Origin of the sequence: Burkholderia reimsis, assembly GCF_003294055.1 — a bacterium.
GTDB classification, from domain to species: Bacteria; Pseudomonadota; Gammaproteobacteria; order Burkholderiales; family Burkholderiaceae; genus Burkholderia; species Burkholderia cepacia.
The window spans coordinates 149363-163754 of record NZ_QMFZ01000001.1; the positions used below are offsets into that span (position 1 = coordinate 149363).

A 14392-nucleotide genomic window follows, 5' to 3' on the forward strand; every position below is an offset into this window, starting at 1 on the left:
GCGGGGGCACGGCGTGCGGCGGCTCACGCGGCGCGCACACGCCGCCCCATGAAACTCAGCGCGAGCACCGCGAGGATCAGCGCGCCGGTGGCGACCTGCTGCCAGTAGAAGTTCCAGCCGATCAGCAACAGCCCGTTGGCGACGAGGCTGATCAGCAGCACGCCGAGCAGGGTGCCGGCGACGCCGGGACGGCGTGTCGGCGACAGCGTCGTGCCGATGAAGGTCGCGCCGATCGCGTTCAGCAGGAAGCCGTTGCCGGCATGCGGCACATAGGCCTTGACCGTCGACGACAGCAGCAGGCCGACCACGCCGTAGACGAGCGCGCTCGCGACGAACGTCGCCACGACGGTCGCCGCGACCGGCAGCCCCGAATGGCGCGCGACGCCCGGCTGCGCGCCGAGCGCGGCGCTGTAACGCCCGAACGCCGAATGCGCGAGCACGACATGCACGGCCGCGGCGAGCACGACGACGCACCACAGCGGCACCGGCATGCCCGCGAGCGTACCGTGCGCGAGCGCGCCGAACAACGGCGGCAGCGCCACGTTCAGCAGGTAGACGGGCTGGCCGCCGCCGGTGGCGAGCTGCTGGACGGTCTGGCCGATGAACAGCGTGCCGAGCGTCGCGAGAAACGGTGCGATCCCGAGGCCGGCGACCAGCGCGCCGTTGAACGTGCCGACCAGCACCGCCGCACCGAGGCCGCCGAGCAGGGCCGGCAGCACGCCTACCTGGTGCGCGACCAGCTGCACGAACACGAGGCTCGCGACGTCGATCGCGGTGCCCAGCGACAGGTCGACCGCGCCGATCGACAGCGCGAGCGTCATCCCGAGCGCGGCGATCGCAAGCAGCGCGAAGTTGTTCACCAGCACGTCGGCGAGATTGGCGGGCCGCATGAACCCCGGTGCGAACACGGCGAAGAAGGCGATCACCGCGAGCAGTGCCGCCACGAGCGAGAACCGCTGAAGGCGGCCGATCCGTTCAGTCATGGGCATGGTGTTCCGTATGGCGGCGCCGAATCAGCGCGGTCGTTGCGACGACGAACAGGATCAGCGCGCCTTCGACGCCGTTGACCCAGTAGCTCGACACGTTGTCGAGCTGGAAGCCGTTGCCGACGATGCCGACGAACAGCGCGGCGAGCAGCGTGCCCGGTATCGTCGGCACGAGCCGCCGCGAGAACACGACGCCGAGCAGCGCGACCGCGACGACGGCCAGCAGGTTTTCGCCGGCGCCGGGCGAGCTGCCGCTCAGCAAGGCACTCGACGCCAGCGCGGCCAGCGCGGCGGAGACGCCGCTCAGCACGTAGCTGGCCGCGACATACGCGTTCACGCGCAGCCCGGCCGCGCGGGCGGCATCGCGATGCGCACCGGTCGCGGCGAGCCGCAGGCCGAAGCGGGTTCGGTGCAGCAGCACGCCAGACAGCAACGCGACGATCAGCAACGCGGGCGCGAGATGCGGTATGCCGAACGGGCCGCTGTCGATCAGAAAGGCGAGCACCGGGCTCGCCGCCGCGACCGACGTGTTCTGCGTCAGCACCAGTTCGAAGCCGGCGCACAGATTCATCGTCGTCAGCGTGGCCAGCAGCGGGACGATGCGCAGCGCGATCACCGCGAACGCATTGAGCGCGCCGACCGCCGCGCCGGTGGCCAGCATCAGCGCAAGCGCCGCGCCGTCAGGCGCCCCGTCGCGCAGCGCGACGGCCTGAACGGCTGCGCAGAGACCCATGTTCGCCGCGACCGACAGGTCGAGACCGCCGCGGATCGGATCGGGGCCGCCGCCGATCAGCACGGCCGTCAACCCGAACCCGAGGATGCCGACCACAGCCGACTGCTGCAGCACGTTCGCGAGGTTTGCGACGGTCAGAAAGAGCGGCGAGCTCGCGGCAAACACCGCACACACGACGGCGAACGCGAGTGCCGCGCCCCAGCGCAGCCAGAATTGCGCGCCGAACGTGCCCGGCAGCCGCGCGAACGCCGCTCCGGGCGGCGCACGATCGAGAATCCGGTTCATGCGGCCACCTCCTGCCGCGGCGTGTGGCCGCGTGCGCCGGTCGCCCACGCGAGCAGATCGTGGCGCGTGGCGTCGCGGGTCGCGACGTCGCGCACGATCCGGCCGCGTGCCATCACGAGCACACGATCGGTGACGTCCAGCAGCTCGATCAGGTCGCTCGAGAACAACAGAATCGCCGCGCCGTCGCGTGCGAGGCGATCGAGCAGCCGGTAGATTTCCGCTTTGGCGCCGATATCGACGCCCACCGTCGGCTCGTCGAACAGATACACCGGCGACGTGCGCTCGGCGCCACGGCTCAGCCATTTCGCGAGCGCGACTTTCTGCTGGTTGCCGCCGGACAGCTGGCGCACCGGCGCGTCCGGGCCGGGCGCCCGCACGTCGAGCGCGGCGATCAGCCGTTGCACCGCGTCGTCCTCGCGGCGCCGCGCGACCAGACCGAATCGGGTGAAGCGCGCAAGGCTCGCGAGCGTGATGTTCTCGCGCACGGACAGGCTCGGCGCGATGCCGTGCGAGCGGCGGTCTTCCGGCACGAACGCGATGCCGCGACGCACCGCGTCGCGCGGGCTGCGCAGCCGCGTCACGCGGCCGTCGAGCGTCACCGTGCCGCGCACGCCGCGTTCGAGTCCGAACAGGCTGCGCACGACCTGCTTTCCGCCGGAACCGAGCAGCCCCGTGACACCGACGATCTCGCCGCGCCGGACCTCGAACGACACGTCGTCGAACCGGCCGGGCGCCGCGAGGCCGGCGACCCGCAGCGCGGACGGGCCGGGCACGCGTACCGGCGCTTGCGATCGTGCGGCGATCCCGGTGCCGATCATCGCCGCGACGAGCGCCTCGGTCGGCGTGGTCCGTGCGTCGACGTGCGCGACGTCGGTGCCGTCGCGCAGCACGGTGACGCGATCGCAGATCGCCGCGATCTCGTTCAGGTAGTGCGACACGTAGAGGATCGTCAGCCCGCGGCGCCGCAGCCGGTCGAGTGTCTGCAGCAGGCGGTCGACCTCGCTGCTGACGAGCGCGGCGGTCGGTTCGTCGAGCACGAGGATGCGCGGGTCGCGCATCAGCGCGCGCGTGATCTGCACGATCTGCCGCTCGGCGACGCTCAACTCGGCAATCAGGCGGTTCGGCGGCAGGTCGAGGCCGAAATGCGCGTGCAGCGCGTCGCTGGCATCGCGTCGCATCCGGCGTGCCGCCAGCAGCCCGAGCGGCCCCGCGCCATAGGCCGGTTCGTTGCCGAACTGCAGCGCCTCGGCGACCGTGAACGTCGCCGGCAGCAGACGCTCCTGGTGAATGAACGCAATGCCTTCCGGCGGCGCGCGGTGTGCGAGCGCCTGTGTCGCACCGTCGATCGCGATCGTACCGGCATCGGCCGTGTCGATGCCGGCGAGAATCCGGATCAGCGTCGACTTGCCGGCGCCGTTCTGCCCGATCAGCCCGTGCACGGTGCCGCGCGCGACGTCGAGCGACGCACCGCGCAGCGCCGGCACGCCGTCGAAATGTTTGACGATCCCGCGCAGCGCCAGCGCGGGCGGGCGCGTGTCGGCGCTCATTTCGGGGCGGCGGCCTGCCCGAGCGTCTGCTGGGCCGAGCCGGCGTTGTCCTTCGTGACGAGCAGCGACGGGACGTACGTATAGGGCGGCAGCGTGCGCTCGCCGGCCAGGTAGCGCGCGACGTTGTCGACCGCGGTCTTGCCGATCAGCGCGGGTTGTTGCGCGACCACGGCCGCCGCGCTCGATTTCGGGTCTTTCACGAGCGCGACGACATCGGGGCTGCCGTCCACCGCGTAGGTCCTGATCTCGCTGCGGCGCGCGGCGTCGACGGCCTGCGTCGCGCCGACTTGCGGCACGTCCCACGCGGCCCAGATCGCGGCGATCTGCCCCTTCGGGTATTTCGCGAGCAGCTGGCTGACCTGCGCGTACGCGCTCTGCACGGTGTTCGGAATCACGTCGCGCAACTCGGGCTGCAGGATCTTCACCTTCGGGTAGTACTTGAGCACCGCCTTCAACTGGTCATAGCGGATCGCGCACACCGGCACGCCGTAGAAGCCGTTGAACACGAGAATGTTGCCTTCGCCGTGGATGTCGTTGACGAGCTTCAGCGCGAGTTGTTCGCCGATGAAGAAGTTGTCCGAGGTCGTGACGTTGAGGCTCGACGGCGAGGCCGTGTCGATCGTGAACAGCGGAATGCCGGCCTGCCGGATCTTTTGCAGCCACGGTTCGAGCACGCTCGCCGTGCCGAGCTGCTCGATGATCGCATCGGGTTTCTGCGCGATCAGCGTCTGGATCTGCGCGATCTGGCGGTTGTCGTTGCGGCCGGCGTCGAGTGCGATCGGCGTCCCGCCGAGCCGCTTCACTTCGTCGATCGCACCCTGGTATGCCTTCAGGTCCCAGTAATGATCGGTGCCGATCGCCGTGATGCCGATGCGCTTGCCTTTCAGCGACGGCACGGCGGCGTTACCTGCCGCCGCATCGCCTTGCGCGCGGGCAGGGGAGAGCGCGGCGACGGCGGCGAGCGTCAGCAGGGCGGCGGCAAAGGTGCGACGGGTTCGGGCGGGACGGGTCATGGCGTCGATGGGCGCTGAAAAAAAGAGTGGGCTGAACTTTGCGACTCTAATGACGACGCTCCCGCACGCTAACCATCGATTCCTGCTACGCATATCACGCGCGCGCTCGAATGCTTGTTCCGGGTGCGACGCGGCCGGCTTGAACGATTTGCCATCCGAAGGAATATCGATTGCCGAATCGCTCGGTTTGAACGGGTTCGCCGCGCTGATAGATTTTCCGGATACCGACACCAGCCAAGGAAGATCCGCATGCGATTCCCGTTTCGCCGTCCGTCCCGCCCCGTCCGGATGATCCGCGCGCTCGCGCTCCTGTCCGTTGCCGCGTTGACCGTGCCCGTGTCGCATGCCGGCCCGCTCAAAGGCGCACCCGCGCCGTTCGACAAGGGCGGCGTGAAGATCGCGCTCGTCAACTACCTGTCGACCGGCGATTTCTTCCAGGCATACGAGGCCGGCGCGCAGAAGCAGGCGAAGGCGCTCGGTATCGACCTGCGCATCTACGAAGGTCGCCAGGACGCAACCGAGCAGCGCGAGCAGATCCAGCAGGCGATCAGCGTCGGCGTGTCGGCGATCATCGTCAACCACGGGCTCCCCGAATCGCTGAAGGACGTCGTGCAGCGCGCGCTGGACAAGGGCATCAAGGTCGTCGCGTTCGATGTCGACCTCGGTAACCCGAAGGTGCCGCAGATCGAGCAGAGCGATCGCGACCTTGCGAACCTGTTGCTCGACCAGGCGGTGAAGGACAACGGCGATGCGTTCTCGGCCGGCTACGTGTATGTCGCCGGGTTCGCGCCGCTCGACCGGCGCGACGCCGCGTGGCGGGACTTCAAGCGCGCGCATCCGAAGGTGCGCGAGCAGGCGCGCTGGGGCACCGTCGACAATCCGATCGCGCAATCGGTCGCGAACCAGGCCGCGGCCGCCTATCGCGCGCATCCCGACATCCGCGTGGTGTTCGCGCCTTACGACGAATTCGCGCGCGGGGCGAAGCTCGCGGCCGACGAGGCGAAGCTGGCGTCGAAGTTGCGCATCTATAGCGCCGACATTTCGACCGCCGATATCGAGGCGATCCGCGCGCCCGGCAGCGCATGGGTCGCGACGGCCGCCACGAATCCCGCAGTCGTCGGCGCGGTGTCGGTGCGGGCCGCCGCGCTGCTCGTCGCGGGGCAGGATCCGGGCCGGCGGATCGTCGTCAAGCCGACGCTGATCACGCGCGATGATCTCGTGAAGAACGACATCCGCACGATCGCGGAGCTCGGCGCGAAGTTTCCCGCGTTCCGCGCAAGCGAGGCGGCGACGGCCTCGTGGATTCCGGCGACGGATTAACGCGCGGTCGCTTTTGCCTACGGTACGTGACCGTACGTAGCACTGGCGGGCTTCGATGCTCGGGCGCCTTTACGGGCAGACGCGGACCCGCCGTTGCTTTTGCATGGCTGATGCAGGAGATGCTGACGACCTCCGCGAACGAAGCCGGCCGCCGGGACTGCAGATACGCGGGCAAACGAACGCGATCGACGGGGAGGCCGATCACACGCGCCGTCGTGGACGATCATGCAGACGTCAACAATCTGACGGATATCCCGCATCCGATGCGAGCCGAACAGCACGGCAAGTTCAGTGTCGGCGATCAGCCTGCTAATGGCTGCGTTTATCAAAACCTGACTCGCGTGACCGACCCAATGGCTTGAACGACCGGCTAAACCCAACGATTTGCGTAACGTGACAGTTGTCGCCAGGAACGGCCGCATCCCGACGGGAAGCGGCCGTTTGCTTTGGATGGGCCAATGGCCGCTTGTGGCCGGCAAACGACCGCTCGCCGGCCGTTGGGTCGGGTCTGCGCTTGTTCCGCCATCTCAAGCGCATCGTCAACCTCGACGCCGAGGTATCGGCCAGTGCTCTCAAGCCTTGTATCCCCGGGCAGAAGTTGAACGGCCCGCAGGTTCTTCGTTCGCCGATAGATCGGAGAGACCCCTTTCCGCCGCATGGTGTGCGTGCCATACGCCGCGTCGTCCAGGCTGAGGGACGCGATCCAGCGATGAACCAGCCGAGCGTATTGTCGGCATCGAAAGATGCGGCGAAGCGTGCAGCCGGCTCGAAAACAGAATCAATTTTCGCTGCCTGTTTCGCTCTTCGTTCGTTTTGACGGTCAGGGAAAGCAACTCGAACGGGGTATTCGGATTCTGTAGCGTTGCGACCTTCGGATGTCCAGTGCGCAATGTTTCCAGCGCGTAACGTGCTTTCGTGTAGCGGTAAAAACGCATCGGCGGTTGGCAAGGTCAAGGATTCCGACACGATCGCGAACCAGCCCCGCCGTCTGCTCGACGCGATGTCTCCCAACAGCGTCCATTGAGAAAAGGACGATGATCGTCTGTTGCTGGCCGATCATGGAAATAGGCACCCCCATCGTCTTCTTCCAACGAAACGAGCCGGTTCCAATCGCATCCATTGGGCTACAGTGAACCTTTCCCGCCACCGTCAACCCTGGCGCCCATCCAATACCGCCGACGAGGCCAACCCATGCAACTTCAAACCGGCAACCTGTTCACCGCCGATGGCCGGCGCGATGAGGACGAAAAAATCGACCTCCTCGTCACGGGCCAGCGTCTGAACGTCGAGCGAATCGTATCGATGGGCCACACGAGCCCGGACGGTTTTTGGTATGACGACGCACGCGCCGAATGGGTCGTGCTGTTGTCGGGAGCGGCGGTGCTCGAATTCGAGGAAGGCCCGACGCGCCATGAAATGCATCCCGGCGACTACGTGCTGATCGAGCCGCATTGCCGCCATCGCGTTGCGTGGACGCACGAAGAAACGCAAACCGTCTGGCTTGCGATCTATTACGAACGTTGAATCAGGAAATAGTGCGAGGGCGGGGCCGAATGCAATCCGGCGCGCAGCATGCCGCCGCGCGCCGAATGAGACAAAGCCTCATCAACCCGGCACGGTCGTTGAATACCGCCGGTATCGATGCCCAAATAGCAGGACGGCGCGCAAAACCGCGCGCCGGTACGCGTCGAGAATCCTATTCCTGGATCAGGAATCGATTGCGATTCTTCGCGTCCTTGATCCATGCGGGCGCGCGACCGCGGCCCGACCAGGTTGCCCCGGTCTTCGGGTCGCGATACTTTGCCTGCACGGGGGCGGCCGCTTGCTTGGCCGGACGGCCGCGACGGTTACCGAAAATGTCCTTCTCGGTAATGCCGAATTCCGCAACCTTGGTGCGGATGTCGTCGACGATCGCCTGGAATTCCGCGGCACGTGCAGCTTCGGCTTTCTCGGCCAAAGCTTCCATCTGGGCTTTCAGTTCCTTGTACGTTGCCATGTATCGCTCTTCAGGTTTGAGTACTCACATGATAGCGGTTTCAACGGAAAATTTTGAGGAAAATTCGCCGACTACGTGTTTTGTCGTCAATATGGCGATGCAGGACTGCTTCGAACACCTGAGAAGTGTGTCGTATTGACGAACACGTAGAGGATTACCCGGGCATCTTTAACGGCACCAGCATGTCAAGTTGACCGATCGCACGGGTTTTCTTCTTCAAGACAGGCAACCGGGATTTAACGACTCTTTACATTTTTATGAAGTATCGGGGAATTCACTGATGAACAGAGACGAGAAGCTGATTCAGATTGCCGCCGAATTCGGCTTCAATCCGGATGAGGAAATCAGGATTGGTGGAAAGTACACCCCCATTCTGGTCGACGGGAATTCGGCCTATATTGCCGGCCAGATTCCACGGATCGGCGAAGTGGTGCATTTCGTTGGCGTAGTGGGGGAATCCGTTTCGCTCGATGAAGGTCGCCGGGCTGCCGGCGTATCGGCACTGCGTGCGCTCTCGCTGATCAGAAAGCGCTGCGGCACGCTTGACGTAATAGCGACAGTGCCGCGCATGACCGTGTATGTGCGAAGTGCACCCGGCTTCACGATGCAAAGCGAAGTTGCCGACGGCGCATCCGATGTTTTGTATGCAGTGCTTGGCGACGCCGGTGTTCATACGCGTACGTCGGTCGGCGTGCTGCAATTGCCCAAAGGCGCATCGGTGGAAGCGGATTTCATTTTCGGGTTGAAGCAGGGCAATGCCGATATCTGATTTCGACGGACTGTATCGCTCAGGTAGGTCGTTTCGCGAAACATCCGGATATTCGCGCGTGACATGCGAGTCACTACCGACAAGCGCTTGCAATACCTAAAAAACACCCGCCGATGGACTTCGACAGGTTGCCCGATCAAAAGGATTCGACGAAGCGTCAGGCGGCGTTCGATACCGGCGATGTGAATGCGCGCGGCGAGCCGGGCAAGTGGGCCGCGCCGTCGCGCACGCCGTGTCGAAACAATCTCGCACGCTGGCGCGTTACGCAGGCGCAAACGTTTTCGACGTGCACGGCGCACGACGGACGCCACACGCCACGCGTTCCTGTCCTCAATCGTCGTGAACACGAAACCCGGGCCACACTCATGCGCGCTGCAAATCCTCGCCCCGTGCCTGCCCGGCGGCAGTGCGCCGGTTGCACGCCATTCAAGTAGCCAGCCGATCGCGAATTGATCCCCGGCCGGCCGCCGCATGCGCGCCTCCCGACACCCCACGATTTCCGGAAATCCCCCCGCCAATATCTGCCGGCATCCCCACTTTGGGAGATGCCATTGCCCGACAGCAAGCCTACGATTGACCACAGGGCATCGGGGGCGGATGGCATCAGAACAAGCGGGCAGGCCCGCCATTCCGGGTCGAAATCAACACATGCCCACGCAGTTTATTGACACAGCTTCTGCGTACGATGGCGTTCGACGTGTGCGGTGAGTCGCTTTCATCGCAACACGATGGCGCGTTGATGACGGAAGGCCTGCTGTCGTATTTCGGGGAATTTCAATCAATATGCTGGCACGAGACTATGTGGAACGAGAGCTCTCTCACATCCAGAGAATGGTGGCTCTCCTGGACAGCGAACAGAACGCTGACGATGTGTCGATGTCGGGCGCGGGGCGCGTGCGGCATCCGAGCTACTGGCGCGGGCGAATCGAGGAGCTGCTGTCGGCGCCCGATGTGCCGCGCCACATCAGAAAGCTCAGCGAAGCGGTGCTCGCGAAGATCGACGAGATGGAAATGCGCTTCGCGGCGATGAAGTAAGTGCATCGTCGGATACGGCGCCGGCACGTTTCCCGTCGCGTCGTCGACCGGATGGCCGGTCGCTTATCCGGCCGCCATCACGTCAAGCAGGGCCGCACGGAACGCGGCCATCTCCGCAGCGGTGCCGATGGACACGCGCAGATACGCGGGCGGGCCCGATTCGCGAATCAGGACGCCGTGGCGCAGCAGGCCGCTCCAGATCCGGTGCCGGTCGGCAAACTCGCCGAACATCACGAAGTTCGCATCCGAATCGGCCACCGTGAGGCCCAGGCCGCGCAGCCAGCCGACGGTCGAATCGCGCTCGGCCTTGATCGTTTCGACTTGCGACAGCATCTCGTCGCGCGCGACCAGCGCCGCGCAGGCCGCCGCCTGGGTGAAGGCGGACAGGTGGTAGGGCAAGCGAACCAGCTTCAGCGCCTGCACGACCGCGGGCGCGCACGCGCAATACCCGACGCGGCCGCCCGCGAACTTGAATGCCTTGCTCAACGTGCGGGTCACGATGAGCCGCGGATGATCCGGTAGCAGCGTCACCGCGCTGGGTACGCCGTGACGCCGGAACTCCGCATAGGCTTCGTCGACGACGACCACGCCCGGCGCGACGTCGAGGATGGCGCGAATATCGCCGACCGGCAGCGCGGTTCCGGTCGGGTTGTTCGGCGACGTCAGCAGCACCACGCTCGGCTGGTGCGCTCGGATACTGTCGAGCGCCTGATCCACGTCCAGCGCGAAATCCCCGGTGCGCGGCAACGTGTGGAGGCGCGTGAAAGTCGTGCGGCAGTATTCGTCATACATGGGATACGCGGGCGTAAAGGCCAGCGCCGATCGCCCCGGACCGCCGAATGCCTGCAGGATCTGCTGGATCACCTCATTCGAGCCGTTGGCGGCCCAGATGCCCGCTGCGTCGACCGTCACGCCGGTGTCGTGCGTCAGATACGCCGCCAGATGCGATCGCAGCCCGGCAAAGTCGCGATCGGGATAGCGGTTCGCCGCGCGCGCGGCGTCGGCCACCGCGGTCGCGATGCGCTCGACGAGCGCGGGCGACGGCGGATAGGGATTCTCGTTGACGTTCAGGCAGACCGGCACGTCGAGCTGCGGCGCCCCGTACGCGTGCTGCAACCTGAGGTCCTCGCGCAGCGGCAGATCCGACAAGGCGACTTCTTTCCAGGTCTGTTGCATTGAAAACACTCCGTACGGTATCGATTGATCGGCGCAGCAGGTTTTTAAGGCGGCAAAAAACAAAAAAGGCGCCGCAGGCGCCTTGGTTGTCGTCTTGATCGGGCATTCACCCGATGCAATTGCTAGATGCGAAACGAACCACGGCGCAACAGGGGGCGTCCGTGGTGATGGTGCAGCGAGTGCGTGGTGTTTCGAATCGACATGCGTCGCATCATGGCATACCGCGGTCCCGAAGAAAAGCGCGCGACCCCATGTGCGCCGGATTCGATTGGACCCATGGCGCCGGAAAAATGCCCATTACGTCTGACGATAAACGGTAACAAACGTCGTATTTCGACCAAATGCGAACGAGTGATTCAAACGCTGGCGCCAATTGACTAAGATGCGCAGAAGACGTTCGACAAAAACGCACGGCGCGGGGTGGCCAGATGCAAATGAACGGGTTGATTCCATCGGCATGGATCGATGACGTCTATGCCGCGGCACTGGGCGATCAGCGCTGGGAAACGGTGCTGGACGGGCTGCGATCGTGGGTCGGCGTGCGCATGGTCACGCTGCTGTCGTTCGACGATGCGGCGCGGGTGCCGGCGATCGAGAAGGCGGCGGGTGACGACGCGTCATGGGTCGCCGCGTGTTACCACACGTACAACACCGAGTTCTATCGGTACGACCCGGTCGTGCCGGTCGCCGGCAACTGGCCGGCGGGCCGCTGGTTCGAGGACGTCAGGCACCTGTCCGCGCACCAGCGCGCGCACAGCGAGTTCTATCAGGAGTTCCTTCACCCTTACGGGATCGGCAGCATCTCGGGCCTGTACATCCATCGCGGCGTGGGTTCGGGCGCATTCCTCAGCGTCCAGGGCGGCCTCGAATCGCAGGGGCTGTCCGACGATCAGCGCCGCGCGATCGAAAACATGGGCATGCACATCAGCCGCGCGCTGCAGATCCAGGCGCGGATCGGCGAGCTCGAGGCGCGCGTGGCTGCGGCCGAATCGGCGCTCGATGCGATTCCGGTGCCGGTGTTCCTGCTCGGCGCGCAGCGCGAATTGCGCTATACGAATCGCGCGGCCGATCAGCTGATCGCGGCGGAGCCGGCGTTGCGGGTGGTGAACGGGCGTTTCGCGCCGGAAGGCTGCGTCGACGACGTGCAATGGCGGCACGCGTACGCGCGCGGCGGGCTGTTGTTGCGGCGCGCGACGGGCGAACCGTTGCCGCTGGCGTTGATGCCGGTGCCCGAGCAGTCGCGCCTGATGCGCGAGCGGCCGGGCGTCGCGACGCTGATGACGGCCGCCGACCTGCGTTCGCCGTCGGCCCGCGCGCAGCGGCTGCGCGTGTTCTACGGGCTGTCGTCGGCCGAGGCCGATCTCGCCGTGCTGCTGTGCTGCGACGGGCTGTCGCCGCAGGAGTGCGCGGGGCTGCGCGGCGTGTCGATCGGCACGATCCGCACGCAGATCAAGTCGATCTACGCGAAGACGGCCGTGGCACGCGCGGCGCAACTGACGTCGCTGGTCATGCAGACATGACGGCAACGGTAGGCGAGCGCGCCTGTCGTTGCACGCTTTCCCCCTTCTTTCCTTCCTGAATCGCGCCGCCGGCGGCGCGTGCGCATGACATTGCGCCGACGTACACGCGTCGAGATCAGTCATCCTATGACATTGGAAAGCAAAGCGAACGATCGATTTCCACCGTCGGTAGCGGCAACCGACCAGCCGCTCGCCGCAAATGTGAACCCGCTTCCGGAAAACGTTTCGCATGGCGCCACCTAAACAGAGAATACGATTCCCCGAAATTCGCTGCAAACCCTTCGTGGCTGCGGTTCTACGGGTATGCACCAAGTGAGTTAAACGATTAACCGACGTACATTCGCGTCAACACGTCATACGACGTATGACTCTGCGGTCGGCGAGCACGGCGTCGAAGCGTGCGCATGCCGGCCGCTCGCCGCGCGACAACGAGTACAACCATCAAGGAGACTGACGATGAAGCACCGATTCACCCGCTCCCGTACCGCCCTGGCCGTTGCGCTGCTGGCCGGCTTCGCGATGTCCGCCCAGGCGCGCGTGTTCCGCTCGGCGGACGTGCATGGCGACAACTTCCCGACCAACATGGCCGTGAAGTTCATGGGCGACGAACTGTCGAAGCAGACGGGCGGCAAGGATTCGATCAAGGTGTTCGGCAACAGCGCGCTCGGCTCGGAGAAGGACACGGTCGACCAGGTGCGGATCGGCGCGATCGACATGGCGCGCGTGAACGGCGCGTCGTTCAACGAGATCGTGCCGGAATCGCTGATCCCGTCGTTCCCGTTCCTGTTCCGCGACGTCGATCACTTCCGCAAGGCGATGTACGGCCCGGCGGGCCAGAAGATCCTGGACGCGTTCACCGCGAAGGGGATGATCGCGCTGACGTTCTACGAGAGCGGCGCGCGCTCGATCTACGCGAAGCGCCCGGTGCGCTCGCCGGCCGACATGAAGGGGCTGAAGGTGCGCGTGCAACCGTCCGACCTGATGGTCGACGAGATCAAGGCGATGGGCGGCACGCCGACGCCGATGCCGTTCGCCGAGGTGTACACGGGGCTGAAGACGGGCCTCGTCGACGCGGCCGAAAACAACATGCCGTCATACGAGGAAACCAAGCACTACGAAGTGGCGCCCGACTACTCGGAGACGCAGCACGCGATGACGCCGGAAGTGCTGGTGTTCTCGAAGAAGGTCTGGGACACGCTGTCGCCGCAGGAGCAGGCGGCGATCAGGAAGGCCGCGGCCGATTCGGTGCCGTACTACCAGAAGCTGTGGACCGCGCGCGAGGCGTCCGCGCAGCAGGCGGTGACGAAGGGCGGCGCGAAGGTCCTGCCGGCCGCGCAGATCGATCGCGCGGCGTTCGTGAAGGCGATGCAGCCGCTGTGGACGAAGTACGAGAAGACGCCGCAGATGAAGCAGATCGTCGACGAGATCGAGGCCACCAAGTGACGCGTCGCACTTCCCTGAACGGCGCCGCGGCCGCCGGCGGGGCGGCCGCCGCTCCGGACGGCACGGGGCCGGCGCGGCCGCATGCCGCGCCGCTCCTGCGCTGCGTGAACGACGTGCTGTTCCGCGTGCTGGCGGTGATCGCGTCGACGTGCCTCGCGGTGCTGACGGTGCTGGTGTTCTACGCGGTCGTGATGCGCTACGCGTTCGAGAACGCGCCGGATTTCGTGGAGCCGATCGCGCTGCTGCTCGTGATCGTGATCGCGATGTTCGGCGCGGCGATGAAGGTGCGCGACGGTGGTCACATCGGCCTCGATTCGCTCGTGCGCCGGCTGCCGCCCAGGTCGCGCAAGGTGGTGATCGCGATCCAGCACGTGAGCCTGATCGCGTTCGCGATCATGATCATGGCCGGCTGCGGCAGCATGGCCGCCGAGACGATGGGCGACCGCATCCCGATCATCGGGCTGCCCGAAGGCGTGCGCTACCTGATCGCGATGCCGGCCGCGATCGCCATCATCCTCTTCTCGCTCGAGCACCTGCTCGCGCTTCGTCGTTCTTCGCCGGGGCAATAA

The 14392-nt window shown here is 65.8% G+C and carries 14 protein-coding genes and 1 pseudogene; 8 read left to right on the plus strand and 7 right to left on the minus strand.

Annotated elements, in window-relative coordinates:
* Positions 1 to 23 precede the first annotated feature (23 nt).
* The 4 genes from DPV79_RS00700 to DPV79_RS00715 are packed head-to-tail and all read right to left on the minus strand — an operon-like array spanning position 24 to position 4564.
* Positions 24 to 983, minus strand: a complete 960-nt coding sequence (locus tag DPV79_RS00700) for an ABC transporter permease (RefSeq protein ID WP_113044499.1) — start codon at positions 981 to 983, stop codon at positions 24 to 26.
* Positions 976 to 2004 carry an ABC transporter permease gene (locus DPV79_RS00705; RefSeq protein ID WP_048027770.1) on the minus strand — a complete coding sequence of 343 codons (1029 nt, stop codon included), beginning with the start codon at positions 2002 to 2004 and terminating at the stop codon, positions 976 to 978. The genes DPV79_RS00700 and DPV79_RS00705 overlap by 8 nt, the downstream gene beginning before the upstream one ends.
* Entirely contained in the window at positions 2001 to 3551 is a 1551-nt protein-coding gene (locus DPV79_RS00710) for a sugar ABC transporter ATP-binding protein (protein ID WP_060064093.1), read from the minus strand. The genes DPV79_RS00705 and DPV79_RS00710 overlap by 4 nt, the downstream gene beginning before the upstream one ends.
* Positions 3548 to 4564: a sugar ABC transporter substrate-binding protein gene (locus DPV79_RS00715; protein ID WP_059688730.1), complete on the minus strand. Its 1017-nt coding sequence runs from the start codon at positions 4562 to 4564 to the stop codon at positions 3548 to 3550. Before DPV79_RS00715 ends, DPV79_RS00710 begins: the two co-directional genes overlap by 4 nt.
* 249 nt (positions 4565 to 4813) lie before the next feature.
* Here DPV79_RS00715 and DPV79_RS00720 point away from each other — a divergent pair, with 249 nt between their 5' ends.
* Together DPV79_RS00720 and DPV79_RS42455 are read left to right on the plus strand one after the other, a co-directional pair.
* Positions 4814 to 5884: a substrate-binding domain-containing protein gene (locus tag DPV79_RS00720; protein WP_113044500.1), complete on the plus strand. Its 1071-nt coding sequence runs from the start codon at positions 4814 to 4816 to the stop codon at positions 5882 to 5884.
* Positions 5885 to 6099: 215 nt separating this feature from the next.
* On the plus strand, positions 6100 to 6246 hold the full coding sequence (locus DPV79_RS42455) for a hypothetical protein (protein WP_165843470.1): 147 nt from the start codon (positions 6100 to 6102) through the stop codon (positions 6244 to 6246).
* A 146-nt stretch (positions 6247 to 6392) separates the two neighbouring features.
* On the opposite strand, the pseudogene DPV79_RS43205 reads toward DPV79_RS42455, so the two are convergent.
* Positions 6393 to 6660 (minus strand): annotated as a pseudogene (locus tag DPV79_RS43205) (site-specific integrase); the annotation flags it as partial.
* 415 nt (positions 6661 to 7075) lie between these two features.
* Between DPV79_RS43205 and DPV79_RS00735 the strand changes: the two are divergent.
* On the plus strand, positions 7076 to 7408 hold the full coding sequence (locus tag DPV79_RS00735) for a cupin domain-containing protein (RefSeq protein WP_059495802.1): 333 nt from the start codon (positions 7076 to 7078) through the stop codon (positions 7406 to 7408).
* A gap of 172 nt (positions 7409 to 7580) precedes the next feature.
* Here DPV79_RS00735 and DPV79_RS00740 read toward each other — a convergent pair whose 3' ends face one another.
* On the minus strand, positions 7581 to 7880 hold the full coding sequence (locus DPV79_RS00740) for an H-NS histone family protein (RefSeq protein ID WP_021160271.1): 300 nt from the start codon (positions 7878 to 7880) through the stop codon (positions 7581 to 7583).
* 280 nt (positions 7881 to 8160) lie between these two features.
* Here DPV79_RS00740 and DPV79_RS00745 point away from each other — a divergent pair, with 280 nt between their 5' ends.
* Positions 8161 to 8649 (plus strand): RidA family protein, encoded by a 489-nt coding sequence (locus DPV79_RS00745; protein ID WP_113044502.1) that lies wholly within the window; start codon positions 8161 to 8163, stop codon positions 8647 to 8649.
* 783 nt (positions 8650 to 9432) lie between these two features.
* The gene (locus tag DPV79_RS00750) at positions 9433 to 9684 is read left to right on the plus strand and encodes a hypothetical protein (RefSeq protein ID WP_042975551.1); all 252 of its coding nucleotides are present in this window, start codon (positions 9433 to 9435) and stop codon (positions 9682 to 9684) included.
* 63 nt (positions 9685 to 9747) lie between these two features.
* Here DPV79_RS00750 and DPV79_RS00755 read toward each other — a convergent pair whose 3' ends face one another.
* Entirely contained in the window at positions 9748 to 10860 is a 1113-nt protein-coding gene (locus tag DPV79_RS00755; RefSeq protein WP_059652168.1) for a histidinol-phosphate transaminase, read from the minus strand.
* A gap of 434 nt (positions 10861 to 11294) precedes the next feature.
* Here DPV79_RS00755 and DPV79_RS00760 point away from each other — a divergent pair, with 434 nt between their 5' ends.
* The 3 genes from DPV79_RS00760 (at position 11295) to DPV79_RS00770 (ending at position 14392) form a co-directional block, all read left to right on the plus strand.
* Positions 11295 to 12380, plus strand: a complete 1086-nt coding sequence (locus DPV79_RS00760) for a helix-turn-helix transcriptional regulator (RefSeq protein WP_244321687.1) — start codon at positions 11295 to 11297, stop codon at positions 12378 to 12380.
* Positions 12381 to 12836: 456 nt separating this feature from the next.
* Positions 12837 to 13823: a TRAP transporter substrate-binding protein gene (locus DPV79_RS00765; protein ID WP_048027553.1), complete on the plus strand. Its 987-nt coding sequence runs from the start codon at positions 12837 to 12839 to the stop codon at positions 13821 to 13823.
* On the plus strand, positions 13820 to 14392 hold the full coding sequence (locus tag DPV79_RS00770; RefSeq protein ID WP_113044504.1) for a TRAP transporter small permease: 573 nt from the start codon (positions 13820 to 13822) through the stop codon (positions 14390 to 14392). The genes DPV79_RS00765 and DPV79_RS00770 overlap by 4 nt, the downstream gene beginning before the upstream one ends.